At 52.0% G+C, this 24,724-nt stretch carries 24 protein-coding genes and 1 tRNA gene; 13 read left to right on the forward strand and 12 right to left on the reverse strand.

Features of this window, described 5'->3' with window-relative positions; translation table 11 throughout:
* Positions 1–540: 540 nt before the first annotated feature.
* The gene (locus OGV69_RS25020; protein WP_038636759.1) at positions 541–993 is read left to right on the forward strand and encodes a YhcH/YjgK/YiaL family protein; all 453 of its coding nucleotides are present in this window, start codon (positions 541–543) and stop codon (positions 991–993) included.
* A gap of 108 nt (positions 994–1,101) precedes the next feature.
* Here the strand turns inward: OGV69_RS25020 and argF are convergent, their stop codons facing one another.
* Positions 1,102–2,106 (reverse strand): ornithine carbamoyltransferase, encoded by a 1,005-nt coding sequence (gene argF / locus OGV69_RS25025; RefSeq protein ID WP_069324775.1) that lies wholly within the window; start codon positions 2,104–2,106, stop codon positions 1,102–1,104.
* Positions 2,076–2,171, reverse strand: coding sequence for a putative translational regulatory protein ArgL (gene argL / locus OGV69_RS25420; RefSeq protein WP_371414783.1), 96 nt, complete (start codon positions 2,169–2,171; stop codon positions 2,076–2,078). Before argL ends, argF begins: the two co-directional genes overlap by 31 nt.
* Before the next feature lie 98 nt (positions 2,172–2,269).
* Here argL and rraB point away from each other — a divergent pair, with 98 nt between their 5' ends.
* From rraB to OGV69_RS25040, 3 genes are all read left to right on the forward strand, one after another.
* Entirely contained in the window at positions 2,270–2,695 is a 426-nt protein-coding gene (gene rraB, locus OGV69_RS25030) for a ribonuclease E inhibitor RraB (protein WP_005134179.1), read from the forward strand.
* 51 nt (positions 2,696–2,746) lie between these two features.
* Positions 2,747–3,505 carry a tRNA isopentenyl-2-thiomethyl-A-37 hydroxylase MiaE gene (miaE, locus tag OGV69_RS25035; protein ID WP_038636766.1) on the forward strand — a complete coding sequence of 253 codons (759 nt, stop codon included), beginning with the start codon at positions 2,747–2,749 and terminating at the stop codon, positions 3,503–3,505.
* A gap of 167 nt (positions 3,506–3,672) precedes the next feature.
* Positions 3,673–4,503 carry a topoisomerase II gene (locus OGV69_RS25040; RefSeq protein WP_069324776.1) on the forward strand — a complete coding sequence of 277 codons (831 nt, stop codon included), beginning with the start codon at positions 3,673–3,675 and terminating at the stop codon, positions 4,501–4,503.
* 26 nt (positions 4,504–4,529) lie between these two features.
* Here the strand turns inward: OGV69_RS25040 and OGV69_RS25045 are convergent, their stop codons facing one another.
* The 4 genes from OGV69_RS25045 to pepA form a co-directional block, all read right to left on the reverse strand.
* Entirely contained in the window at positions 4,530–5,033 is a 504-nt protein-coding gene (locus tag OGV69_RS25045) for a GNAT family N-acetyltransferase (protein ID WP_038636772.1), read from the reverse strand.
* Positions 5,034–5,253: 220 nt separating this feature from the next.
* Positions 5,254–8,109: a valine--tRNA ligase gene (locus OGV69_RS25050; protein WP_038636776.1), complete on the reverse strand. Its 2,856-nt coding sequence runs from the start codon at positions 8,107–8,109 to the stop codon at positions 5,254–5,256.
* Positions 8,109–8,552 carry a DNA polymerase III subunit chi gene (gene holC, locus OGV69_RS25055; protein WP_038636780.1) on the reverse strand — a complete coding sequence of 148 codons (444 nt, stop codon included), beginning with the start codon at positions 8,550–8,552 and terminating at the stop codon, positions 8,109–8,111. The genes OGV69_RS25050 and holC overlap by 1 nt, the downstream gene beginning before the upstream one ends.
* 144 nt (positions 8,553–8,696) lie before the next feature.
* Positions 8,697–10,208: a leucyl aminopeptidase gene (gene pepA, locus OGV69_RS25060; RefSeq protein WP_038636783.1), complete on the reverse strand. Its 1,512-nt coding sequence runs from the start codon at positions 10,206–10,208 to the stop codon at positions 8,697–8,699.
* A gap of 153 nt (positions 10,209–10,361) precedes the next feature.
* On the opposite strand from pepA, the gene OGV69_RS25065 reads away from it, so the two are divergent.
* From OGV69_RS25065 to lptG, 3 genes are all read left to right on the forward strand, one after another.
* Positions 10,362–10,412, forward strand: coding sequence for a hypothetical protein (locus tag OGV69_RS25065; protein WP_212723231.1), 51 nt, complete (start codon positions 10,362–10,364; stop codon positions 10,410–10,412).
* Between the two features lie 62 nt (positions 10,413–10,474).
* Entirely contained in the window at positions 10,475–11,575 is a 1,101-nt protein-coding gene (gene lptF / locus OGV69_RS25070; protein WP_038636786.1) for an LPS export ABC transporter permease LptF, read from the forward strand.
* Complete coding sequence (gene lptG, locus OGV69_RS25075; protein ID WP_038636788.1) at positions 11,575–12,657, forward strand: LPS export ABC transporter permease LptG; 1,083 nt, start codon at positions 11,575–11,577, stop codon at positions 12,655–12,657. The genes lptF and lptG overlap by 1 nt, the downstream gene beginning before the upstream one ends.
* A 39-nt stretch (positions 12,658–12,696) precedes the next feature.
* Here the strand turns inward: lptG and OGV69_RS25080 are convergent, their stop codons facing one another.
* The 5 genes from OGV69_RS25080 to idnD form a co-directional block, all read right to left on the reverse strand.
* Entirely contained in the window at positions 12,697–14,199 is a 1,503-nt protein-coding gene (locus OGV69_RS25080) for a helicase HerA-like C-terminal domain-containing protein (RefSeq protein WP_069324778.1), read from the reverse strand.
* Between the two features lie 79 nt (positions 14,200–14,278).
* Positions 14,279–15,277 (reverse strand): DNA-binding transcriptional regulator IdnR, encoded by a 999-nt coding sequence (idnR, locus tag OGV69_RS25085; RefSeq protein WP_038636791.1) that lies wholly within the window; start codon positions 15,275–15,277, stop codon positions 14,279–14,281.
* A 52-nt stretch (positions 15,278–15,329) separates the two neighbouring features.
* The gene (idnT, locus tag OGV69_RS25090; protein ID WP_286469544.1) at positions 15,330–16,649 is read right to left on the reverse strand and encodes a gnt-II system L-idonate transporter; all 1,320 of its coding nucleotides are present in this window, start codon (positions 16,647–16,649) and stop codon (positions 15,330–15,332) included.
* 140 nt (positions 16,650–16,789) lie between these two features.
* Positions 16,790–17,554, reverse strand: a complete 765-nt coding sequence (gene idnO, locus OGV69_RS25095; RefSeq protein WP_069324779.1) for a gluconate 5-dehydrogenase — start codon at positions 17,552–17,554, stop codon at positions 16,790–16,792.
* An 11-nt stretch (positions 17,555–17,565) separates the two neighbouring features.
* Entirely contained in the window at positions 17,566–18,609 is a 1,044-nt protein-coding gene (idnD, locus tag OGV69_RS25100) for an L-idonate 5-dehydrogenase (RefSeq protein WP_069324780.1), read from the reverse strand.
* A 216-nt stretch (positions 18,610–18,825) separates the two neighbouring features.
* Between idnD and idnK the strand changes: the two genes are divergently transcribed.
* Positions 18,826–19,347 carry a gluconokinase gene (gene idnK / locus OGV69_RS25105; RefSeq protein WP_069324781.1) on the forward strand — a complete coding sequence of 174 codons (522 nt, stop codon included), beginning with the start codon at positions 18,826–18,828 and terminating at the stop codon, positions 19,345–19,347.
* 30 nt (positions 19,348–19,377) lie between these two features.
* Here idnK and ahr read toward each other — a convergent pair whose 3' ends face one another.
* Positions 19,378–20,397 (reverse strand): NADPH-dependent aldehyde reductase Ahr, encoded by a 1,020-nt coding sequence (gene ahr, locus OGV69_RS25110; protein ID WP_069324782.1) that lies wholly within the window; start codon positions 20,395–20,397, stop codon positions 19,378–19,380.
* A 230-nt stretch (positions 20,398–20,627) separates the two neighbouring features.
* On the opposite strand from ahr, the gene OGV69_RS25115 reads away from it, so the two are divergent.
* From OGV69_RS25115 to OGV69_RS25135, 5 genes are all read left to right on the forward strand, one after another.
* A tRNA-Leu gene (locus OGV69_RS25115) sits at positions 20,628–20,712 on the forward strand.
* A 198-nt stretch (positions 20,713–20,910) separates the two neighbouring features.
* The gene (locus OGV69_RS25120) at positions 20,911–22,161 is read left to right on the forward strand and encodes a tyrosine-type recombinase/integrase (RefSeq protein ID WP_069324783.1); all 1,251 of its coding nucleotides are present in this window, start codon (positions 20,911–20,913) and stop codon (positions 22,159–22,161) included.
* Positions 22,162–22,393: 232 nt separating this feature from the next.
* Positions 22,394–22,567, forward strand: coding sequence for a hypothetical protein (locus OGV69_RS25125; RefSeq protein ID WP_158698693.1), 174 nt, complete (start codon positions 22,394–22,396; stop codon positions 22,565–22,567).
* Between the two features lie 33 nt (positions 22,568–22,600).
* Positions 22,601–23,191, forward strand: a complete 591-nt coding sequence (locus tag OGV69_RS25130) for a restriction endonuclease subunit S (RefSeq protein WP_069324784.1) — start codon at positions 22,601–22,603, stop codon at positions 23,189–23,191.
* Positions 23,192–23,193: 2 nt separating this feature from the next.
* Positions 23,194–24,675, forward strand: a complete 1,482-nt coding sequence (locus OGV69_RS25135; protein WP_069324785.1) for a type I restriction-modification system subunit M — start codon at positions 23,194–23,196, stop codon at positions 24,673–24,675.
* Positions 24,676–24,724 lie beyond the last annotated feature (49 nt).

Consider the following 24,724-nt stretch of genomic DNA (forward strand, 5'->3'; position numbering starts at 1 on the left):
TCACAGTCGGTTCGATATTTGAATTTGCTTTCCTAATATATGAGATGGCTCTGAGATTTTAAAAAATAATAAATTCAATAACTGAATTGCTACGCATGAATATGTCTTGTTATTTATCTATGTTAATTTTATGTACATTTTTAAAAATATATACACTTAATAATCATTTGATTTTTATGTATTTTTTATTATGAGATGAATGTTTATGCGGTTCTGTGATTCTATTATTTGTACGGGACAGTTTATTGCCAAATAAATATGGTGGTGAACAAAGCGAGCGGGGGAGGTGTGAATTGTGATCGACGGCTGGGTTTTATCATAACACGTTCAAAACCAGCAAGTTACCAGCAAAGAGAAAAATGAGGGGGTAAGAGTTATGCAGTGTTTATGCATAACCTGATGCGTTAGGTTAACAACTATCTAACATCATCAGCGATAAACATGCGTTGCCGCAAAATATCGGTAATTAGGAGTGGTATGGCAGGCCGTTTTTTCGTATAACAACAAAAATGAAACGATGTTTTAATAAAGGGGTTTGAGATGATTGTCGGCAATATTCACAACCTGGGTGCCTGGCTGCCGGAAGAGCTGCGTCAGGCGATTGAGCACATTAAAACGCATGTTACGGATGCGACGGAAAAGGGTAAGCATGACATCGATGGCGATCGCCTGTTTTATCTGATTGCCGAAGATATGACGGAGCCGTTTGCACAGCGCCGTGCCGAGTACCATGCCCGCTATCTGGATATTCAGATCCTGCTCAAAGGGCAGGAAGGCATGACCTTCAGTACGCAGCCTGCGGGCGCGCCGGAAACTGACTGGCTGGCGGATAAAGACATTGCCTTCCTGCCGGAAGGGGCACAGGAGAAAACGGTGGTGCTGAACGAAGGTGACTTTGTGGTGTTCTATCCGGGGGAAGTGCATAAACCGCTGTGCGCAGTCGGCGCTCCGGCGCTGGTACGCAAAGCGGTGGTGAAATTGCGGGTGGAATAAGCGTATTTGCCGGGGGGCGGCTTCGCCTTGCCCGGCCTACGGTAGCGCGGTTGTAGGCCGGATAAGATGCTGAGCATCGCCATCCGGCAAATCAATCACGCAACGCTATTATTTGGAAAGCGTCGCCACCATTACTGCTTTAATGGTGTGCATCCGGTTTTCCGCCTGATCAAATACGATGCTGGCGGGTGACTCAAAGACGTCGTCGGTCACTTCCATCCCGCCGTGCAAACCGTACTGTTGCGCCATTTGTTTGCCAAGCGTGGTTTGATCGTCATGGAACGCGGGCAGGCAGTGCAGAAATTTAACCTGCGGATTGCCGGTGAGCGCCATCATCGCGCTGTTTACCTGATATTTGCGCAGCAGCGCAATACGCTCGGCCCACTTCTCTTTCGCTTCGCCCATTGACACCCATACGTCGGTGTAGATGAAGTCTGCACCTTTTACGCCCGTGGCGACATCTTCCGTCAGCGTAATATTGCCACCGTTTTTCTGTGCCAGCGCTTTGCATTCTGCCACCAGACTCTCATCCGGCCAGCAGGCCTGCGGCGCAACCAGACGCAGATCTAACCCGGTTAACGCGGCGGCTTCCAGCATCGAATTGCCCATATTGTTACGGGCATCGCCGGTGTAGACCAACGCCATCTCATTAAATGCTTTACCCGGCAGGTGTTCCTGCATAGTTAACAGATCCGCCAGTAACTGGGTGGGATGAAACTCGTTAGTTAATCCATTCCACACCGGCACCCCGGCATATTCCGCCAGCGTTTCCACCACTTCCTGACCGTGACCCCGATACTGAATACCGTCGTACATGCGGCCGAGTACGCGGGCGGTATCTTTAATCGACTCTTTATGCCCAATCTGGCTGCCGCTTGGCCCGAGATACGTTACGCGAGCGCCCTGATCGTATGCGGCAACTTCGAAAGAGCAACGAGTACGAGTCGAGTCTTTTTCGAAGATGAGCGCGATATTTTTACCGGTGAGTTGAGCGACCTCGGTGCCGTTTTTCTTATCTGCCTTGAGCTGCGCGGCGAGCTTGAGCAGTGACGTGAGTTCAGCAGAGGTGAAATCAAGCAGTTTCAAAAAGTGCTTCTGATAAAACGTAGACATGGTTTCCTCACATGGCTTAAGCCATTTATTGAATTAAAATTCAATTTATATGGATGTTTATTCATTTGCAACCTTGTTTAACAAATCTTTCCTGGAAAGGTGGAGGCAATGACAGCGGTATGTGACAATAAGAGTATCGGCAGGACATTATGAGGAACGAGCCATGGCAAACCCGGAACTACTGGAAGAGCAGCGTGAAGAAACACGCTTGATTATTGAAGAGTTACTCGAAGATGGCAGCGATCCAGACGCGCTGTACACTATCGAGCATCACCTTTCCGCGGACGACTTTGAAACCCTGGAAAAAGCGGCAGTAGAAGCCTTCAAGCTGGGTTATGAAGTGACCGAGCCGGAAGAGCTTGAAGTCGAAGAAGGCGACACGGTTATTTGTTGTGACATCCTCAGCGAATGCGCCCTGAATGCCGAGCTGATTGACGCTCAGGTTGAGCAACTGATGAACCTTGCTGAAAAATTTGAAGTGGAATACGACGGTTGGGGAACCTATTTTGAAGACCCGAACGGCGAAGAAGGTGAAGATGGCGACGATGAAGACTTCGTCGACGAAGATGATGACGGCGTGCGTCACTAAGTCATCTGCTGACCTGCGGTAGCCCAGGCTGCCGCAGGCCAAGGACAACGTATGGATTACCCGCAAATACTCTCCCCGATCCACAACTTCCTGCAATGTAAAACGCCTCAGGCCTGGCTTGATAAAGCGCGAGACCCGGCGAATCTGCCGCTGTTACTGACCGATCACCTCGTCTGCGAACTGAAAGCGGCGCAAACGGCAATGCTGCTGGTGCGTAAGTATGCCGCGGATAAACAGGGATCGCAGGCGCTGCTGGACTGGCTAAAACCCTATGAAGCCTTTGCTTTCAGGGAAGGGGATGAGCCGGATTTTATCGCACTGAATAAACAGATAAGCAAAAGCGTTATGCCGCAAACCGACGACCCGTGGGGACGAAAGCTTATCGACAGCATGGTGTTGCTGATCAAAGAAGAGCTGCATCACTTCTCGCAGGTACGCGAGGCGATGACGATCCGCAATATCCCTTACATCAAAATTACCGCCAGTCGTTACGCCAAAGGTATGCTCAAAGAGGTTCGCACCCACGAGCCGCTGACGCTGATCGACAAGCTGATTTGCGGAGCGTATATCGAAGCCCGTTCCTGTGAACGGTTTGCCGCGCTGGCGCCGTATCTGGAGGCGGATTTGCAGGCGTTTTACCTGTCGCTGCTGCGATCCGAGGCTCGGCACTATCAGGATTATCTGGCGCTGGCGCAGCAGGTTTCTGCTGACGATATCAGCGACCGGGTGCAGTTTTTTGGCGAAGTCGAAGCCGCGCTGATTACCTCCCCTGACGACGAGTTCCGCTTTCACAGCGGCATACCGGCTTGATTCCTTCTGTGACGCGCGGTGTTCAATCATCGCGCGTTTTACCTCTTCCCCATTTCTGCTAGCAAAATCTGGTGGCTGGAAATCGCCCGCCGCTGCCGTAATAATCAAAATACACGAAGGGGGAAATATATCTCCTTACTCGAGATTGTTTTGCATAAGGATGGTTAATGAACTGGGCTCACGTATTGTTAGCAGGCTATATCGGGGTGGTGATTGCCATCGTCGTTGGCATGTTCCGTAAAAAAGGGTGGCTGGGCAAGATCTCTGGCGCGGTGGTCTTTGTGGTGGCGATTATTGCGTGGAATCTGTTTGATGTGCACTACATGATCCCACGTGAAAACCCGGATTATGGTCTGACCGAAGAGCAGCAGTTTGAAAAGGCGATGCTCTCTAATCCGGCGTTTCAGGTGATTAAGGAACAGGAGCCTGCGCTGACGCAAAAAATAATCAGCCAGGCAGCGCAGATGAAAAAAGCAGGGAGCAGTGAACAGCAGGTTATCGACGCGATACAGCCGCAGATTCTTCAGTTGCAAATGGCACGATTGCAGCAAGCTCCTGATGCCAATGTCATTGAATATATGAAAATTAATCTTGAGCAGATCGCCGCTGTGGCCAAAATAGGTGATGACGAATGCTTCCGCTTCCTGTTTCCGGCGGTAAAAGGTGGGATTAACCCGGCACGTCTTGTTCCGCGTGAGATCATGGATCGTCGTATGGCGAGTGACATGAGCATGATGTACGCCTCTCACGGACCGAAAAAACATACGGTTACGGCAGAGGAAAAGCAACTGGCGCTTCAGGACCTGCAAAGCATCAGCCCTGGCCTGGTACAGCGCTATGGACCGGATATTCAAATCATGGCCGATCCGACTAAAGCTGTCGGCAAAGAGAAGATTGCCTGTGAGATAGTGCAGGATCTCTGGTCACAGGTGTTGAAGCTGCCGACCGCGCGTTCGGCCGGCGTGATTCGTCTGATGCTTTCGGCTGAGATGCAGTAAGGTCAATATGGCCCCTCGGCGTAAGGTCAGAGGGGCTTTAACATCCGCACTTCACAATCCACATGCCCGGTACAGCCCAGCGCTTCGCTGATGTGCTCAAAGCCTAAATGTTCATACAGGCGAATAGCCTCGGTCAGAAACGCGGTCGTTTCCAGATAGCACTGCTTAAAACCCTGCTCACGGGCGTGATCCAGCGCCATCAACGCCAGCTTTTTCGCCAGCCCCTGGCCGCGTACGCTCGACAGGAAATACATCTTCTGCAGCTCGCAAATGTCCGGCTCGCTACAGCCTAACGGCGCGACGCCGCCGCCGCCCACCACCTGACCATTCTGCTCAACGACCCAATAGGCTGCGCCCGGCTGGCTGTAAACCTGGAACAGTTCATCCAGATTTGGGTCGGCCACGGTATAGCCTTTATCAGCGGTAAGCCCGTATTCGGCGGAAACCTGGCGGATAACGCGGGCGATGGCGGCGTTATCGTCGGCGGTAAGACGACGCAGCGTCGCAAAGACAGGGGTAGTAACACTCATAGCGAACTCATGACAGAAACGTGGAACATATGCAGTTAATAACACTGCGGGGAGGGGAAGTGCAAGCGATGATAATTCAATAAAAAGCCTCTGATGCACACGCTCAGAGGCTTTTTATTCGTCAGTGGTGTCGGATGCGCTACGCTTATCCGACCTACGTTGACGCTGCCCGTTGGCCGGATAAGCGCAGCGCCATCCGGCAAATATACGGGCACGATGATTACAGCGCGGCGATAACCGCCTGCTGCTCAATCAGTTTCGCTTTGGCTTCCGCGTAACCGTCCAGCTTCTCACGCTCTTTGGCGATCACCGCTTCCGGCGCACGAGCGACGAAACCTTCGTTGGAAAGTTTGCCTTCGATACGGGCAATCTCACCTTCGATTTTCGCCACTTCTTTCGCCAGACGCGCCAGCTCATCTTCTTTGTTGATGAGGCCAGCCATCGGGATCAGCAGTTCGGCGCCGTCGATGATTTTGGTCACGGAAACCGGACCTTTGTCATCGGCAGGCAGCACGGTGATGCTTTCCAGACGCGCCAGGTTCAGCAGGAAGCTACGGTTGTCGTTCACACGACGCATCGCGTCAGCGCTGCAACCACGCAGCAGCAGCTCCAGCGGTTTGCCCGGCGCGATGTTCATTTCCGCACGGATATTACGTACGGCGACGATCGCCTGCTTCAGCCATTCGGTATCGGCCAACGCGGCTTCATCAACCTGCGCGGCGTTATATTCCGGGAACGGCTGCAGCATGATGGTGTCGGCGGTAATACCGCAAATGACCTTCACGCGCTGCCAGATAGTTTCGGTGATGAACGGGATGATCGGGTGCGCCAGGCGCAGCAGACCTTCCAGCACGGTGACCAGCGTATTGCGGGTGCCGCGCAGTTCAGACTCGGAACCTCCGGTCATCACCGGTTTGGTCAGCTCCAGATACCAGTCACAGAACTGGTTCCAGGTGAATTCGTACAGAATGCCCGCGGCGATGTCGAAGCGGAAGTTATCCAGCGCTTCGCGGTACGCTTTAACGGTCTGGTTGAATTCAGCCAGGATCCAGCGGTCTGCCAGCGACAGGGTCATTTCGCCGCCGTTGAAGCCGCAATCCTGACCTTCAGTGTTCATCAGCACAAAGCGGCTGGCGTTCCACAGCTTGTTACAGAAGTTACGGTAACCTTCCAGGCGCTTCATATCCCAGTTGATGTCGCGACCGGTCGATGCCAGCGCCGCCAGGGTAAAGCGCAGGGCGTCGGTGCCGTGCGGCTCAATGCCGTTCGGGAACTGCTTCTCGGTACGTTTGGCAATCTTCTCAGCCAGCTGCGGCTGCATCATGTTGCCGGTACGTTTTTCCAGCAGTTCCGGCAGGGAGATGCCGTCGACCATATCCAGCGGGTCGATGACGTTACCCTTGGATTTGGACATCTTCTGGCCTTCGTCGTCACGGATCAGACCGGTCATGTAGACGGTATGGAACGGCACCTGCGGCTTGCCGTTTTCATCTTTGATGAAGTGCATGGTCATCATGATCATGCGGGCAATCCAGAAGAAGATGATGTCGAAGCCGGAAACCATCACGCTGGTTGGGTGGAACTGACGCAGCGCGTCGGTGTTTTCCGGCCAGCCGAGGGTGGAGAAAGTCCACAGCGCGGAGGAGAACCAGGTGTCGAGAACGTCTTCGTCCTGACGAAGCGCAACGTCGGCGCCGAGGTTGTTTTCCTGACGCACTTCGTCTTCGGTACGGCCTACATAAACGTTGCCGTCGTTGTCGTACCATGCCGGGATACGGTGACCCCACCACAGCTGACGAGAGATACACCAGTCCTGAATATCACGCATCCAGGAGAAGTACATGTTTTCGTACTGCTTAGGCACGAACTGAATGCTGCCGTTTTCAACGGCTTCAACCGCCGGTTTCGCCAGCACGTCGGCACGGACGTACCACTGGTCGGTCAGCATCGGTTCGATAACCACGCCGCCACGGTCGCCGTAAGGAACGGTCAGGTCGTGCGGTTTGATCTCTTCCAGCAGACCCAGGGCGTCAACGGCTGCGACGATCGCTTTACGCGCGGCAAAGCGTTCCAGCTTCTGGAATTCAGCCGGAATCGCGTTGGAGTAAACGTCGGACTCTTCGCCTTTGGTGTCGTACACTTCCGCAGTTTCACGGATGTCGCCGTCAAAGGTCAGAATGTTGATCATCGGCAGGCCGTGACGTTTCCCGACTTCGTAGTCATTAAAGTCGTGCGCCGGGGTGATCTTCACGCAGCCGGTGCCTTTTTCCATGTCGGCGTGTTCGTCGCCCACGATCGGAATACGGCGGTCAACCAGCGGCAGGACAACGAATTTACCGATCAGATCTTTGTAGCGCGGATCTTCCGGGTTAACGGCCACGCCGGTATCCCCGAGAATAGTTTCCGGACGAGTGGTAGCGACGACCAGGTAATCTTTACCGTCTGCGGTCTTCACGCCGTCGGCCAGCGGATAGCGGATGTGCCACATTGAGCCTTTGGACTCGCGGTTTTCCACTTCCAGGTCAGAGATGGCGGTGCGCAGTTTCGGATCCCAGTTCACCAGGCGTTTGCCACGGTAAATCAGGTCTTCTTTGTACAGGCGAACAAAGACTTCTTTCACGGCATTGGAAAGACCTTCGTCCATGGTGAAGCGCTCGCGCTCCCAGTCAACGGAGTTGCCGAGACGGCGCATCTGACGGGTAATGGTGCCGCCAGATTCCGCTTTCCACTGCCAGATTTTGTCGATAAACGCTTCGCGACCGTAGTCGTGACGAGTTTTACCTTCTTCAGCGGCAATCTTACGCTCAACCACCATCTGGGTCGCGATACCCGCGTGGTCGGTACCGGCCTGCCACAGGGTGTTTTTGCCCTGCATGCGCTGGTAGCGGATCATGGTGTCCATGATGGTTTGCTGGAAAGCATGACCCATATGCAAACTGCCGGTGACGTTCGGCGGCGGGATCATGATGCAGAAGGACTCTTTGCTTTCATCGCCGTTAGGTTTGAAATAGCCCTGCTTTTCCCAGTGCTCGTAAAGCGGCTGTTCGATATCTTGTGGGTTATATGTCTTTTCCATTATTTCCAGGTTGCCGTATTCAGGTTAAAACCAGCCACGCGGTATGCTTTGTAGCGATCGCGTGCCGATTGTTTCAAAGAATCTTCGTAAGGGACGAAGTCTATCACTTCTGTGAAAGCGGTGGCAAAATCTGCAAAGCCAACGCGCAAACTGATCAGCAGGTCGCGCGGGCTGCTGTTGCGTTTTTCCGGCCAGGCAATCTCTACCGGCGAGCCGCCTCTGGGACCTTCACCCGCCAGATTATGCGGCACGAAGCTTTCTGCCGGTCTTGCCCACAGGGCTTCATCAAGGCGAAAGGCCTGCTTTTCGTTTTCGCAGGCGATCAGCACACGCTTGCCAGCACGCCAACGTTCTGCGGCAATTTCACACACCAGTTGCTCGACGGCGCTTAAGCCATCAACGGTAGTGTCATTATCCAGAAGATAGAACGTCGCATTCTTCATATATGGGGCTTCTTGTGGTGGATTTAAATACAAGGCCGGGTGACCCGGCCTTTTCGCCTGATGGCGACGCTCGCGCGTCTTATCAGACCTACAGCTTACTGCTTTGTAGGCCGGATAAGCGTAGCGCCATCCGGCATTTACACATTACTCGTCGCCGTTAAATCCGGCGCGATTGAGCAGGAACTGCGACAGCAGCGCTACCGGACGACCGGTGGCGCCTTTGGCTTTACCGGAACGCCATGCGGTACCCGCGATGTCCAGGTGCGCCCAGTTATATTTACGGGTAAAGCGCGACAGGAAGCAGCCCGCGGTGATAGCACCGCCAGGACGGCCGCCGATGTTAGCCATATCCGCAAAGTTGGACTCCAGCTGTTCCTGAAATTCATCACCCAACGGCAGACGCCACGCGCGGTCGCCCGCCTGCTCGGAAGCACCGATCAGCTCGTGCGCCAGCGGATTGTGGTTCGACATCAGGCCGGTGATGTGATGGCCCAATGCAATCACGCACGCGCCGGTCAGCGTTGCCACATCAATGACCGCTTCCGGTTCAAAACGCTCGACATAGGTTAACACGTCGCACAGTACCAGACGGCCTTCAGCATCGGTGTTCAGTACTTCAACGGTTTGACCAGACATGGTCGTCAGCACATCGCCTGGGCGATACGCGCGGCCGCCCGGCATGTTTTCGCAGCCCGCCAGTACGCCGACGACGTTGATTGGCAACTGTAGCTCCGCCACCATGCGCATCACGCCGTAAACCGCTGCCGCGCCGCACATGTCGTATTTCATCTCATCCATACCTTCGGCAGGTTTGATGGAGATACCGCCGGAGTCAAAGGTTAACCCTTTACCCACCAACACGATCGGGCGTACGTCTTCGGATTCGACACCTTTATACTCAATCACCGACATCAGCGATTCATTTTGCGAACCATTGCCGACCGCAAGATAGGAGTGCATGCCCAGCTCTTTCATCTGCTGCTCACCGATGACGCGAGTGACAACATTTTTGCTATAGCTGTCAGCCAACTGACGCGCCTGAGAAGCCAGGTAGGCGGCGTTACAGATATTCGGCGGCATATTGCCGAGATCTTTTGCCGCTTTGATCCCGGCGGCAATCGCCAGGCCGTGCTGAATGGCACGTTCACCGCTGGTCAGTTCGCGGCGGGTCGGTACGTTGAAGACCATTTTACGCAGCGGACGACGTGGTTCGCTTTTGTTAGTCTTCAACTGATCAAAGCTGTACAGCGTTTCCTGGGCCGTCTCAACGGCCTGACGTACTTTCCAGTAGTTATTGCGGCCTTTGACGTGCAGCTCAGTCAGGAAACAGACGGCTTCCATCGAGCCTGTATCATTCAGGGTATTTATAGTTTTCTGAATGACCTGCTTATACTGACGTTCATCAAGCTCACGCTCTTTACCACAACCGATGAGGAGAATTCGCTCAGACAGGACATTAGGAACATGGTGCAGCAACAGGGTTTGACCCGGTTTGCCTTCCAGTTCGCCACGACGCAGCAGTGCGCTGATGTACCCGTCGCTGATCTTGTCGAGCTGCTCTGCAATCGGAGAGAGGCGGCGTGGTTCAAAGACGCCCACAACGATGCAGGCACTCCGCTGTTTCTCCGGGCTACCGCTTTTTACACTGAACTCCATGCACTACGCTCCTGAATCTTAAAGACAACGGCGGTGGCTACGGATAGAATTGCAAGCTTTCGTAACTCATTCCCGCTGTTGCGGTGACTTCGTGTTAATCTTAACGTTATTACGGCATTGGCACGTCAGAACAATTTCTGAGAGGTGGATCCGTTGAGTATAATGATCTTAGCGACGATTTCGACGACTCAAGAGAATAAATGACGTTTAAGCCATGAAACAAGCTAAATTCCGGCAAAAGACGGGTTTTTACGGGCGTATTTAAAGTGATAATCATAAGATATCTGGTTCGGGAAACGCTCAAAAGCCAACTTGCGATCCTTTTCATCCTGCTTTTGATCTTCTTTTGTCAAAAGTTAGTCAGGATCCTTGGTGCGGCGGTTGACGGTGATATCCCGGCGAATCTGGTGCTCTCGCTGCTGGGGCTGGGCGTGCCAGAAATGGCGCAACTTATCTTGCCCTTAAGCCTGTTCCTCGGGCTGCTGATGACGCTGGGCAAACTGTATACCGAAAGTGAAATTACGGTCATGCACGCCTGTGGGCTGAGCAAGGCTGTGCTCGTGAAAGCGGCGATGGTGCTGGCGTTGTTTACCAGTATTATTGCGGCGGTTAACGTGATGTGGGCCGGACCATGGTCCTCCAGGCATCAGGACGAAGTGCTGGCGGAAGCGAAAGCTAACCCCGGCATGGCTGCGCTTGCTCAGGGGCAATTCCAGCAGGCGACTAACGGCGGTTCGGTGCTGTTTATCGAAAGCGTTGACGGCAGCAACTTCAAAGATGTATTCCTCGCGCAAATCCGCCCGAAAGGTAATGCCCGTCCTTCGGTGGTGGTGGCTGATTCCGGACATCTTACCCAGATGCGCGATGGCTCCCAGGTCGTGACGCTGAACCAGGGCACGCGCTTTGAAGGGACTGCGCTGCTGCGTGATTTCCGCATCACTGACTTCCAGGATTATCAGGCGATTATTGGCCATCAGGCTGTGGCGCTGGATCCAAACGATACCGACCAGATGGATATGCGTACGCTGTGGACGACCGACAACGATCGTGCTCGCGCGGAGCTGACCTGGCGTATCACGTTAGTATTCACCGTATTTATGATGGCGCTGATGGTCGTACCGCTGAGCGTGGTGAACCCGCGTCAGGGGCGCGTACTGTCGATGCTGCCCGCCATGCTGCTCTATTTGCTGTTCTTCCTGGTCCAGACATCCCTGAAGTCGAACGGCGGCAAAGGTAAGCTGGATCCGGTGTTCTGGATGTGGACGGTTAACCTGGCGTATCTGGCGCTGGCGATTGTACTTAACCTCTGGGATACGGTGCCTATGCGCCGCTTGCGTGCCCGTTTTATGCGTAAAGGAGCGGTATAATGCAGCCCTTTGGTGTACTTGACCGCTATATCGGTAAAACCATTTTCACCACCATCATGATGACGTTGTTCATGCTGGTGTCGCTCTCCGGGATCATCAAGTTCGTCGACCAGCTGAAAAAAGCCGGGCAGGGGAGCTACGATGCGATGGGCGCCGGGCTGTATACCCTGCTCAGCGCACCAAAAGATATCCAGATTTTCTTCCCGATGGCGGCGCTGCTCGGCGCGTTGTTGGGGCTGGGCATGTTGGCCCAGCGTAGTGAACTGGTGGTGATGCAGGCTTCCGGATTTACCCGTATGCAGGTGGCGCTGTCGGTAATGAAAACCGCGATTCCGCTGGTGCTGTTGACGATGGCCATCGGTGAATGGGTGGCGCCGCAGGGCGAACAGATGGCGCGTAACTATCGTGCCCAGCAGATGTACGGTGGCTCGCTGCTCTCTACGCAGCAGGGATTGTGGGCGAAAGATGGTGACAGCTTTGTCTACATTGAGCGGGTGAAAGGCGACGCCGAGTTAGGCGGAATTAGTATCTACTCCTTTAATGATAAACGCCGTTTGCAGTCCGTTCGCTATGCCGCGAGCGCGACGTTTGACCCGGAGCAGAAGGTGTGGCGTCTGTCGCAGGTGGATGAATCTAACCTGACCGATCCAAAGCAAATCACTGGTTCGCAGATGGTGAGCGGGACCTGGAAAACCAACCTTACGCCCGACAAGCTCGGCGTCGTCGCGCTGGATCCTGATGCGCTCTCGATTAGCGGTCTGCATAACTACGTGAAGTATCTGAAGTCGAGCGGCCAGGACGCCGGACGTTACCAGCTCAATATGTGGAGCAAAGTCTTCCAGCCGTTGTCAGTGGCGGTCATGATGCTGATGGCGCTGTCGTTTATCTTTGGCCCGCTGCGTAGCGTCCCGATGGGCGTGCGCGTGGTGACAGGGATTAGCTTCGGTTTTGTGTTCTATGTGCTGGACCAAATCTTTGGCCCATTAACGCTGGTGTACGGCATTCCGCCGATTATCGGCGCGTTGCTGCCTAGCGCCAGCTTCTTCCTGATAAGCCTGTGGTTGATGCTGCGTAAGTCGTAATATCCGCCCCTCCCGTAGTGCGGGAGGGGCGTTTCACTGCTAGCGTTTTCTGCCGCCCATCAAACTTCCCAACATGCCGCGAATTATCTGATTAGTGACCTGTCGCGCCGCGCTTTTCGCCACGCTCTGTACTACGCCATCGCGCTTACCGCCGCGTGGTCCGGTGCTGCCAAACAGAATATCTTTCAACCCCCCGAGAATACCGCCATCCACGTCGATCGCTTTACCGTTGGCGGGAGGCGTATTTTGCTGCTCGGTGCTGGCCTGTACGCCTTGCTGTAAACGCTCATAGGCGGACTCACGGTCGACCTCTTCCTCATATTTTCCATACAATGAGGAGTGATTAATCAGCCCGTTGCGCTCGTCGTCGGTTACCGGTCCCATGCGCGAGCACGGCGCAATTACCATCGCCCGTTCCACCACTGAGGGGCTACCTTTGGCATCGAGGAAGGAAATTAGCGCTTCGCCGGTACCCAACTCCTGAATGGCTTTTTCAGTATCAAATGCCGGATTGGCGCGCATAGTTTGCGCCGCGGTTTTCACCGCTTTCTGATCTTTCGGCGTGAAGGCGCGCAGGGCATGTTGCACGCGGTTCCCCAACTGCCCGAGTACGTTGTCCGGAATATCGGACGGGTTTTGCGAAACGAACCACACGCCGACCCCTTTCGAGCGGATCAGGCGGATTACCTGTTCAATTTTATCCAGCAATACCTGCGGGGCGTCGTTGAACAACAAATGGGCTTCGTCGAAGAAGAACACCAGTTTTGGTTTTTCCAGATCGCCGGCTTCCGGCAGTTGTTCATACAGTTCGGAGAGCATCCACAGCAGGCTGGCGGCGTACAGTTTGGGCATCTGGTACAGCTTCTCGGCGCTGAGGATGTTGATTACCCCTTTACCGCTGGCGTCAGTGCGCATCCAGTCTTTGATATCCAGCATCGGCTCGCCAAAGAAGTGCGCCGCTCCCTGTTGTTCCAGCGACAGCAGTCCGCGCTGGATAGCGCCCACCGAGGCGCTGCTGATGTTGCCGTACTGGTTCTGGAACGATTTAGCGTTATCGCCGATGTACTGCGTAATGGCCCGCAGATCTTTGAAATCGAGCAGCAACAGACCCTGGTCATCGGCAATACGGAAGATAATATCCAGCACGCCGGACTGCACATCGTTGAGGTTCAGCAGACGCGCCAGCAGCAGCGGCCCGAGGTCAGATACTGTTGCCCGCACCGGGTGGCCTTTTTCGCCGAAGATATCCCACACCGTGACCGGATTCGCATGCGGTTGCCAGTCGGTAATGCCGATGTTTTTCAGGCGGGCGAGCAGCTTTTCAGAGGCTTGTCCTTCCTGCGCTACGCCGGTTAAGTCACCTTTTACGTCGGCCATAAATACCGGCACGCCAATCTCAGACAGCGATTCGGCCAGTTTCTGTAGCGTGACGGTTTTACCGGTCCCGGTCGCGCCGGTAATCAGCCCGTGACGGTTGGCCATGCCTGGGAGTAAAAACAGTTCGGTGTCCGGCGTGCGGGCGACTAGCAGGGGTGCGCTCATTGAGATTTCCTCCATTTATCCTGCCTGGAGTATAGGCAATATGAATGAAAGAAAGTATGAGCAAGGGAGATAAAAAATCTTAAAGCGTATGGCCGTGATAAATCTGATACCCCAAATCCACGGTGTTGTGGTTATGGTCGTTGTTCTTGATTTTGCTCAGCAACATTTGCGCCGCCATACGGCCAATGTCGAAACGCGGGGTGATCACGCTGGCGAGGCTTGGGATCATCTGCCGCCCCATCTCCAGTCCGTGAAAACCAGCAATCGAGATCTGTTCCGGAACGGCCAGCTCGCGTTCGCGGCACAGCAGCAGCGCGCCCATCGCAATATCGTCGTTGGTGCAAAAGACGCCGTCTAAATCCGGATGCGCGGCGAGCGCGTCCCGCATCATCTGGGTGCCGAGATGAATGGACGAAATAGAACGCGGATTAACGCGCAGCGGTGACAGACCCCGCCGCGTCATGGCATCGCAATAACCGCGATAGCGCTGTTCATCGCGGACGTCGTCTTTCGAACCCAGATAGAGGATTTTGCGGCGTGGGCGTTTATCCAGCATGGTGCTGACCATATCAAACGCCGCCTGACGGTTATCAAAGCCCACCTCCATGTCCAGACGGTCACCCTGAATATCCATCAGCTCGACCACCGGAATATTGGCTGAACGCAAAAATTTAACCGTGCGCAGAGTGTGATATTTCTCGGACAGAATAATGCCGTCGATATTGTACGACAGCAGGTTGATCACCGACTCTTCCTCGGATTCCCGGTCATAATTGTAGTTGGCGATCAGCGTCTGATAGTTATGGTCCGAGGTGACCGACTCAATACCGGCCAGAATGTCAGCGAACAGCTGGTTTTGAAACGAGGGGATCAGCACGCCGAGCGTATAGCTTTGCGCATTCAGCAGCATCGCGGGCGCGCGGTTGGGGATGTAATTAATCTCCTCCATAATCTGCGCAATGCGTTCACCGGTTTCCTTTGCGACCTTTTTCGGCGAGCGAATGTAGCGGCTCACCGTCATTTTGGTCACGCCCGCCAGTGTGGCGATATCTTGCAAAGAAATTCTGTGGTTCCTCATTTTCTCTCCCGTGCCGGGGAGCGCTGACCTGTGCTCCCCGGTGATGACCGTCTTAATGCAGGATGGCGTTCAGCGCCAGTACGCCCAGCAGACCCATAATGGAAATCAGCGTCTCCATCACCGTCCAGGTACGCAATGTTTCCCCAACGCTGAGATTAAAATAGCCTTTAAACAGCCAGAATCCCGGATCGTTAACGTGGGAGGCAATCACGCTGCCCGCGCCGGTAGCCAGCACCATCAGCGCCGGGTCGGCGTGAGTAACGTTAATAATCGGCAGCACCACGCCTGCGGTGGTGATCGCCGCCACGGTCGCAGAACCGAGCGCGATACGCAGCAATGCGGCGACCGTCCAGCACATCAGCAGCGGAGAGAGCGACGTGCCGGTCATCAGGTGCGAGATATACTGCCCCACGCCGCTGTCGACCAGTACCTGCTTAAACGCACCGCCCCCGGCAATGATGAACACAATCATCGCGATTGCGCCGATAGAGTCGCCAATGATATCCATAATTTGCTCGATCGTCCGTCCGTTACGTCGACCAAGGGTAAAAATGGCCAGCACGATGGCGATAAACAAGGCGACCGCAGGGTTGCCGATAAACTCAAAGAATACCCGCACGCTGTTGGACTTCGGCAGCGTAATTTCACATACCGCCGCCACCGCCATCAGTATGACCGGGATAACCGCCGCAAAGATACTGTTCCAGAACGACGGCATCTCTTCTTCGGTGAACAGATGCGGGTTGAATAACCCTTCCGGCGGCGCTTTCTCAAAGCGGGTCAGCAGTTTAGAAAACAGCGGCCCGGCGACAATTACCGTCGGGATGGTAATAATAAAGCCGTACAGCAGGGTGGTGCCGAGATTGGCCTCGAAAATGGTGGCAATCGCGGTGGGGCCCGGATGCGGCGGCAGGAAACAGTGGGTTACGGACAGCGCCGCCACCATCGGCACGCCGACATACAGCAGCGGCAGACCTGAAGAGGCCACCACCGTAAATACCAGCGGCAGCAGCAGAACAAAGCCGACTTCGAAGAACATCGCCAGACCGACGACCAGACCGGTGATCACCAGCGCCCACTGCACACGTTTCTTACCGAACGTGTCAATCAGCGTGGTGGCGATGCGCTGGGCTGCGCCGGTATCGGAGATCAGCTTGCCGAGCATCGCGCCAAACCCGAGGATCATCGCCAGCCCGCCGAGCGTCCTGCCGATCCCATTTTGTATAGAGTGCAGAACGGCCTGAGCATCCATCCCTTCGGCAAAACCGACGACCGCCGCCACCAGGACCAGCGCAATAAAGCCGTTAACTTTAAAGCCAATCATCAGGACCAGAAGCAGCGCGACGCCTGCCGCAATTATTATTAATGGCATAATCGTTTCTCTTATATCCCCGTCATACTTCAAGTTGCAGGACAAAATGCTTTTGGCATTTTGTCCTGCAACTCGAATGATTTCGGGAGGGTGCCAGTAAGGCAGCGCCTGGGCGCTGCGTGATGTTGCGTTGTGTTGTATCAGACGGCGACCAGCATGCCGCCATCGACGAACAACAGGTGCCCGTTAACAAAATCGGATGCTTTGGAAGAGAGGAATACCGCCGCGCCGATCAGCTCCTGCGGATCGCCCCAGCGCGCGGCAGGCGTACGTTTACACAGCCAGGAGGTAAAGGCTTCATCCTCGACCAACGCTTTGGTCATTTCAGTTTTGAAGTAGCCCGGCGCGATACCGTTGACCTGGATATTGTGGCGCGCCAGCTCAACGCACATCCCACGGGTGAGCATTTTTACCGCGCCTTTCGAGGCAGCGTACGGCGTAATGGTGTCGCGGCCCAGTTCGCTCTGCATGGAACAGATGTTGATGACCTTCCCGGCCTGGCGCTCCACCATGCGGCGAGTGACCGCCTGCGAGACCAGGAACACCGCCGTCTGGTTAACGGCAATCACATCGTTCCAGTCCTGTTCCGGGAACTCGGTAAAGGGATGGCGGCGCTGGATACCGGCGTTATTCACCAGCACATCAATTTGGCCAATGTCTTTTTCGATATGCTCGATGGCGGCATCAATGTCCTGTTTCTGCGTAACATTGAATGGCGCGGCAACGGCGCGGATCCCTTCCTGCTGCAGTTTGGCGACGGCGGTCTCCGCGCGCTCTGGCGTAATATCATTGACGATAATCTGCGCGCCATATTTACCCAGGCCGGTCGCCAGTAAATAACCAATACCCTGAGCCGAACCGGTGATCAGAATGTTTTTGCCGTCCAGTGAAAAAAGATCGTTCATCATGTTATTCCTTATTTTGTTTCTGCAAAAACGAGCTGGACCTTTGCCGCCTGGGTTTTGTCCCCGGCGAAGATCAGCGCTTGTTCAAGCTCGGTAAATGGATATTCGGCGCTGAGTAACGGCAGCGGATCGATAACGTTATTTGCCAGCCACGACACCGCGGTGTTGAACTCAGTGGTAAAGCGGAACGAACCTTTGAGCGCGATCTCTTTGCCGATCAGCATCATCATCGGGAAGTCCGGCACCGCGCCGCCCATGCCGACCTGCACCATCACGCCTTTTGCGCGGGTCACTTCCAGACAGGTGGTGATTGAGGACGGATGACCGGAGACTTCGAAGCTAACGTCGAAGTAGCCTTTCTCTTTTTTCCACTCCTCGAGCGAGTCCTGCTGCGGATTAATCAGCGTGTCGGCCCCCATCTGCTGGGCAAGCGACAGCGAACGTGGGCTGATATCAGCACAGACAATCTCTGCCGCACCGAGCGTTTTTACCGCGCTGACGATCAGGCAGCCGATAGGACCGACGCCGGAGATAAACACGCGCTTGCCCTGCAGGTCGCCCGCTTCATGCGCGGCGTGGATCGCGACCGCTAACGGTTCGGCAAAGGCCATGACTTTTTCATTGGCCTCTTGGGGGTAGGGGATACACTGCGCGGTATCGACGGTTTTAAACCGGGTAAAACCGCCGTCGACATGGGGAAAATACATGGCGCTACCAAAAAAGCGCATTTTCGTGCACTGGTTTTCTTCGTGCTGCAAACAGTATTTACAGTGGCCGCACGGCTTCGACGGATTAATCGCCACTGACTGACCTTCATATAATTCTTTGGAGTCGCTGTGCACAACTTTACCAATAACTTCATGGCCTAAAATCATCGGCGCTTTAACAGTGAAATTACCGACTTTCCCTTCCTGGTAATAATGTAAATCGGAACCGCAAATACCACCGCGGGTAATTTTTACTAGTGTTCCTTTATTATCCCATTCAATATTTTGGTCGGTAATGGCAACAGTTTTCTTACCCGCGACAACGCAGGATTGGGTTTTGACTTGCATAAATGCCTCACTGGTCAGGTAGTAACCTCGACAGCATTAAAACGGTTTTAATTATTATTATTTGTGAAGTAAGTCACGCCGGAAAATTGTTACACTACAATGTTACGCATAACGTGATGCGCCTTGTAAATCTGTGCGGTCGTGCCGAAAAAAGGTGAATTCTGCAATGTGCAAGGCGTAGTATCGCCTCATGGAATATAAATCTGGAGTTTTTTGATGGCCGGGGACAGTTATATTTTAATGGGCGTTTCGGGGAGCGGTAAATCTTTAATTGGCAGCAAAATTGCCGCTGTATTATCGGCTAAATTCATTGATGGCGACGATCTTCATCCAGCCAAAAATATTGATAAAATGTCTGAGGGTATTCCATTAACCGATGAGGACAGACTTCCCTGGTTAGCGCGATTAAATGATGCCTCGTACAGTTTATATAAAAAGAATGAGACCGGATTTATTGTCTGCTCATCATTAAAAAAACAGTACCGCGATATATTGCGGCAGGGCAGCCCGAATGTGCATTTTCTATGGCTGGATGGTGATTACGAGACCATTCTGGCACGCATGCAGCGTCGGGCAGGGCATTTTATGCCGGTGGGCTTGTTAAAAAGCCAGTTCGACGCGCTGGAGTGTCCGCAGGAAGATGAACGCGATATTGCCCGCATCGATGTGAACCATGACATCGAGCATGTGACGGAACAGTGCCGCAAGGCGGTGCTTGCGTTTCGTAGCGGGCAATAGGCCCAGCCCCTTGCGGGACTGAGCCCTGCATCAGAAGTCGGCTTTCAGCACCACGCGGTAGCGGGCTTTGCCGTCGCGCACGTGCTGGATAGCTTCGTTAATTTGCGACATCGGGTACAGTTCGGTGGTCGGCGACACCTTGCTGCGCCCGGCAAACTTCATCAGTTTACGCAGCTCGAAGGGCGTACCGGTCGCCGAACCGGAGATGCTACGATCGCCGGCAATTAAGGTAAATGCCGGCACCGGCAACGGTTTCAGCACCGCACCGACGGTATGGAAATTACCGCCGTAGGCCAGCGCTTCAAAATAGGGCTGCCAGTCGAGGTCGACGTTAACCGTGTTAATGATGAGATCGAACTGGCCCGCCAGCGCTTTTAGCGCATCCGGATCGCGGCTGTTGACCACCTTATCCGCTCCCATCGCCAGTACCTCCTGCTCTTTCGCCGGATTTGAGCTGAACGCGGTCACCTCGCAGCCCATCGCGTGTAACAGTTTAATGGCGATATGCCCCAGGCCGCCGATACCGATCACCCCGACGCGGCTGGTGGCAGTGATGTGGTGCATCAGTAGCGGTTTGAACACCGTGATACCGCCGCACAGCAATGGGCCAGCCGCCGCCAGGTCGATGCTTTCCGGCAGCGGGATCACCCACTGCCAGTCGGCCCGCAGCTTCTCGGCAAAGCCACCGCGATTGAGAATCGTGGGAACGGAACCTTGCAGGCAGTTAATCTGATTACCGCTGATACAGGCGTCGCAATGCCCGCAGCTGCGCGCCGTCCAGCCAACGCCGACGCGCTGGCCAACTTTCAGACCCTTATCCTGCACCGCGCTGCCTAGCGCCGCCACGCGACCAATCACCTCATGCCCGGCAACCAGCGGATAATGAGAGAACCCCCATTCGTTGTCGATCATCGACAAATCGGAATGGCAGATACCGCAGTAATCGACCTGTACCTCGACATCTTCCGGCTTAAGCTCGCCCGCATCATATTCATAGAGTTCGAGTTCGCTGCCCGCCGATTTTGCGGCGTAGCTTTTTATCATCGACATCGTGTTTCCCTCAGTGTGGTGTTGAATTGGAAGTGTAGAGCATGGGGAAACGGGACGCTTCGCAGAACGGGGGCTTAAGGAGGTTATTGCGGGGGCTAAACCGTGATGTTGATTGCAGCTCCGAAAGGTAATGCTGAAATTTTCAACACTTAGCGAGCCATACGCACGCTGACGCTTGCATGGTGGCGCATGACAGGTATAATCCACAACGTTTTCCGCATCCCTTCCGTGCCGGAGTGGCGAAATCGGTAGACGCAGTTGATTCAAAATCAACCGTAGAAATACGTGCCGGTTCGAGTCCGGCCTTCGGCACCATCGGAACATCAATAGACGTCAACGGACTTCTTTTTTTGTGCCTGAAATCCAGCATTCGCAAGGCTTTCCTCGCTTTTTCACTCAACCTAAGTCAACCTGATTCAATCTACATCAACTTACTGATGTGGGTACAACTGCGGGTATATCCCGGTTCGATAATGTTTGTACCCACGCAGAACCCTTGAAAGGATACTCATCATGGCTCTGAGTGATGTGAAGGTTCGTTCGGCTAAGCCTGAAGCAAAAGCCTATAAACTTACTGATGGCGACGGCATGGTATTGCTGGTTCACCCTAACGGTTCCAAATATTGGCGACTGCGTTATCGCTTCGGTGGTAAAGAGAAGATGCTGGCGCTGGGGAAATACCCTGAGGTTTCGTTGGCGGATGCCAGAGCACGCAGGGATGAAGCCCGTAAGCTGTTAGCTAATAGTGTCGATCCCAGTGAGAATAAGAAAGTCGTTAAGGTAGAGCAGGAGCAAGAGGCAATAACGTTTGAAGTGGTAGCCAGAGACTGGCACGCCAGCAATCAAAAGTGGTCTGCATCGCATAGCGCTCGTGTATTAAAAAGTCTCGAAGATAATCTCTTTGCTGCCATTGGTAAGCGGAACATTGCAGAACTGAAAACGCGAGACCTACTTGTACCCATCAAAGCTGTCGAGTCATCCGGACGCCTTGAAGTCGCCGCCCGTTTACAACAGCGTACTACCGCGATTATGCGCTTTGCTGTGCAGAGTGGGTTAATCGACTACAACCCCGCTCAAGAGATTGCCGGTGCGGTTGCTACGGCGAAAAGACAGCATCGTGCTGCTCTTGAACTGAACCGTATTCCAGAATTACTTCATCGCATAGATCACTATTCTGGCAGACCCTTAACTCGATTGGCTGTTGAACTGACTTTGTTGGTCTTCATCCGTTCAAGTGAGCTGCGTTTTGCCCGTTGGTCAGAAGTAGACTTTGAAACGGCCATGTGGACGATTCCTGGTGAGCGTGAACCACTGGAAGGTGTTAAACATTCTCAACGTGGTTCAAAGATGCGGACGCCCCATCTTGTTCCCTTATCGCGTCAGGCCTTAGCTATTCTGGAAAAGATCAAAAGAATGAATGGGAACCGAGAGCTTATTTTTGTAGGTGATCACGATCCGTGTAAACCCATGAGTGAGAATACGGTGAACAAGGCTTTGCGAGTGATGGGCTATGACACGAAAATGGAAGTGTGTGGGCATGGTTTCAGGACGATGGCTTGCAGTTCTCTGATTGAATCAGGATTGTGGTCGAGGGATGCAGTGGAGCGGCAAATGAGCCACCAGGAACGTAACTCTGTGCGGGCGGCTTATATCCATAAGGCTGAACATCTGGGAGAAAGAAGGTTGATGTTGCAGTGGTGGGCTGATTTTTTGGATGCCAATCGAGAAAGCAGAGAAGAACCGTTTAATTTTCGAAAAAACTAAAAAAAAATTGTTCAATTAAAACAGCGACTTTACTCGTATTTCGGTATGTAACTGGAACAATTACTCACGTAGTAGGCTATGTACTTCTTGCAATATTGAGTGCACATACGTATATTTACCCTATCGCTAGGTAGTACGCTACCTACGACGATAGGGGAGTGTCCATGTAGTGGGGCTACAGTTCACTCTCATTACTCTGATAGAAATCGCTAATCGAAGAGGAATGAAAAATATGAATACTAAAAAATACCAGCCTACTCTGTTAAATGCAACTGCAAAAAGACTCCGTATGGCGCCTTTAGCAATACTTTTATACGTTGTGCCTGCCTTATCATTTCAAATGGACTTGGAAGTTCACTCGGGTGATACGAACATCAAGCAATCAATCACTTTAAAAACTAACTAATGGAGAGGGGAGAGGCTTCTCCCCTAAAAGCCTATGAGCGTTATCGTTAGATTGGAAGAAATTGCAGACATCCGTTTAGGGATGCCGTTTAAAACGGCTATAAAAGACCTTGGCGATGATGGTAAGTGTTATTTAATACAGACGAAAGATATTGATACAGAAGGGCTTTTGCGTATGGATGAACTTGCCAGAGTATCTCCTCCGGTTGACCCTAAAAAACACTATCTCCAGGCCGGGGACATTCTTTTACGCTTGAGGGGGCCAGTTTTTGCAGCTGGAATGTTTACGGGTTCAAAAAAACTACCTAGTGTTACAAGTAATCAAAACGCAATAATTAAATGCAAAGAGAATGATGTTTTACCAGATTATTTACAATGGTACATTAATTCACCTTTAGGTCAGGATTATTTTAACAGGATGAGTGAGGGGACTAACATCACTAAAGTTAGCTTGAAAACCCTTTCTGATATGGAGATTAAATTGCCTCCTATAGAGGTTCAAAATAATGTCGTTAGAATAAAAAATAACTGGGAAAAGCAAAGGGATATTCATAGGAAGATTATCAATAATGGTAACTTACTCTACCTCAATATTTGCTTCAAACTGCTTAAAGAAGGTAATTAACTATGTCAACAGTTGATGATAAAGAAATTAAAAATGTAGTTTGGGACATATTCAGTGTTTACAAAGGAAGTTTGGATTCTATACAGTTTCTTGATTACATGCTTTCTTTGTTATTTCTAAAGTATGTATCTGATTTAATATGTGATATCCATGAAGATAAAGTGGTTGATGATGACTTGAAATTAAAGGTGCTGTTGTCTAATACCCCTGAGGATATGAGTTTCAATTATATATATTCAGGTGTTAATGATAGAGGGATAGGTGAAAGGATTAATACGGCACTCAGCTATTATGATGAAGTTATTTTTCAGAAATTTTACAAATGTGAAAGAGATGTCTTTAGAGATATAGACTTTACATCTGACAAGCTTGGACCTCGTAAAGAGAGAGAGGCTTTTTTAAGTGAGTTAATGCATGCCCTCAATTCTAAAGTCTTTCAATTTAATAGTTACAATAATGGCCATGATAGAATAAAGGCAATATGTGGTTTTTTATTTGAGAAAGTTGCATCTGATGCAGGTCTAAGAGGTGGTGGTTTTTATACGCCATATGGCGTCTCGGTATTGTTATCTAAGTTGGTTACACCCGTTCCAGGTGATTCGATTTATGATCCAGCATGCGGCACTGGCTCACTTTTATTAAGAGCTATGCAAGAAATAGCATATCGTAATCAGTTTCAGGATTATAAATTATATGGCCAAGAGATATTGAAGTCATCATGGAATGTTGCTTGTATTAATATGTTTTTACATGGTGTGTACTCCTGTAGCATAAAATGGGGCGACGTCCTGCTGGATCCTAAATTTCATGACTCTAAAGGCGAACTAGAAAAGTTTGACGTTGTACTTTCAAACCCACCATTTTCAGTATCCAATTGGGGATATGAAGAGGCATTAAAAGACAGATTTGGTCGGTTTGGTCTAGGAATTCCACCACAATCCAAAGCGGATTATGCATTTATTTTGCATATGATTGCATCTATGAAAGATAAGACAGGGCGGATGGCACTTGTTGCCCCGCATGGGGTTTTATTTCGAGGTGCAAGTGAAGCTTTGATTAGAGAGAATTTAATTAAAGAGAATCTGTTGGATGCTGTTATTGGTCTTCCTGAACGTTTATTTTTATCAACTAATATACCAACGGTGATTTTGATTTTCAAAAAAAATAGAAATGATTCAAATGTATTGTTTATTGACTCAACTATGTTTTTCTTAAAATCAAAGGGACGGAATTATTTAACCGTCGAAAATATTGAACAAATATCTGATATTTATCATAAAAGACATGATGTGGAAAATCTTTCACGCGTTGTCAGCTTTAGTGAAATTAAGGGTAATGACTATAATCTTAATATTACCAGATATGTAAAGCGTGAAGAGGAAACTCAAGATATTGATCTATACTCTTTAATCTATGAACAAGAGAAATTACAAGAAGAACTTCGTTCTTTAGAAAAAGAAATGAAATTGTATATCCATTTTTAAGTGTTCGGCTAGTACCTATCGGTACTAGCTTTTTTTAATATTATTAATT

This window comes from Citrobacter sp. Cc139 (genome assembly GCF_030334645.1).
Lineage (GTDB): Bacteria > Pseudomonadota > Gammaproteobacteria > Enterobacterales > Enterobacteriaceae > Citrobacter > Citrobacter werkmanii.

Excerpts from the sequence above, each read along its gene's own strand:
- OGV69_RS25120 (WP_069324783.1), top strand. The coding sequence starts at position 20,911 with ATGGCTCTGAGTGATGTGAAGGTTCGTTCGGCTAAGCCTGAAGCAAAA.
- idnT (WP_286469544.1), bottom strand. The coding sequence starts at position 16,649 with ATGCCATTAATAATAATTGCGGCAGGCGTCGCGCTGCTTCTGGTCCTG.
- OGV69_RS25050 (WP_038636776.1), bottom strand. The coding sequence starts at position 8,109 with ATGGAAAAGACATATAACCCACAAGATATCGAACAGCCGCTTTACGAG.
- OGV69_RS25135 (WP_069324785.1), top strand. The coding sequence starts at position 23,194 with ATGTCAACAGTTGATGATAAAGAAATTAAAAATGTAGTTTGGGACATA.
- idnK (WP_069324781.1), top strand. The coding sequence starts at position 18,826 with ATGGCCGGGGACAGTTATATTTTAATGGGCGTTTCGGGGAGCGGTAAA.
- miaE (WP_038636766.1), top strand. The coding sequence starts at position 2,747 with ATGGATTACCCGCAAATACTCTCCCCGATCCACAACTTCCTGCAATGT.
- OGV69_RS25040 (WP_069324776.1), top strand. The coding sequence starts at position 3,673 with ATGAACTGGGCTCACGTATTGTTAGCAGGCTATATCGGGGTGGTGATT.
- OGV69_RS25080 (WP_069324778.1), bottom strand. The coding sequence starts at position 14,199 with ATGAGCGCACCCCTGCTAGTCGCCCGCACGCCGGACACCGAACTGTTT.
- rraB (WP_005134179.1), top strand. The coding sequence starts at position 2,270 with ATGGCAAACCCGGAACTACTGGAAGAGCAGCGTGAAGAAACACGCTTG.
- lptG (WP_038636788.1), top strand. The coding sequence starts at position 11,575 with ATGCAGCCCTTTGGTGTACTTGACCGCTATATCGGTAAAACCATTTTC.
- OGV69_RS25130 (WP_069324784.1), top strand. The coding sequence starts at position 22,601 with ATGAGCGTTATCGTTAGATTGGAAGAAATTGCAGACATCCGTTTAGGG.
- ahr (WP_069324782.1), bottom strand. The coding sequence starts at position 20,397 with ATGTCGATGATAAAAAGCTACGCCGCAAAATCGGCGGGCAGCGAACTC.
- holC (WP_038636780.1), bottom strand. The coding sequence starts at position 8,552 with ATGAAGAATGCGACGTTCTATCTTCTGGATAATGACACTACCGTTGAT.
- OGV69_RS25045 (WP_038636772.1), bottom strand. The coding sequence starts at position 5,033 with ATGAGTGTTACTACCCCTGTCTTTGCGACGCTGCGTCGTCTTACCGCC.
- OGV69_RS25020 (WP_038636759.1), top strand. The coding sequence starts at position 541 with ATGATTGTCGGCAATATTCACAACCTGGGTGCCTGGCTGCCGGAAGAG.
- argF (WP_069324775.1), bottom strand. The coding sequence starts at position 2,106 with ATGTCTACGTTTTATCAGAAGCACTTTTTGAAACTGCTTGATTTCACC.
- idnD (WP_069324780.1), bottom strand. The coding sequence starts at position 18,609 with ATGCAAGTCAAAACCCAATCCTGCGTTGTCGCGGGTAAGAAAACTGTT.
- OGV69_RS25125 (WP_158698693.1), top strand. The coding sequence starts at position 22,394 with ATGAATACTAAAAAATACCAGCCTACTCTGTTAAATGCAACTGCAAAA.
- argL (WP_371414783.1), bottom strand. The coding sequence starts at position 2,171 with ATGAATAAACATCCATATAAATTGAATTTTAATTCAATAAATGGCTTA.
- idnR (WP_038636791.1), bottom strand. The coding sequence starts at position 15,277 with ATGAGGAACCACAGAATTTCTTTGCAAGATATCGCCACACTGGCGGGC.
- pepA (WP_038636783.1), bottom strand. The coding sequence starts at position 10,208 with ATGGAGTTCAGTGTAAAAAGCGGTAGCCCGGAGAAACAGCGGAGTGCC.
- idnO (WP_069324779.1), bottom strand. The coding sequence starts at position 17,554 with ATGAACGATCTTTTTTCACTGGACGGCAAAAACATTCTGATCACCGGT.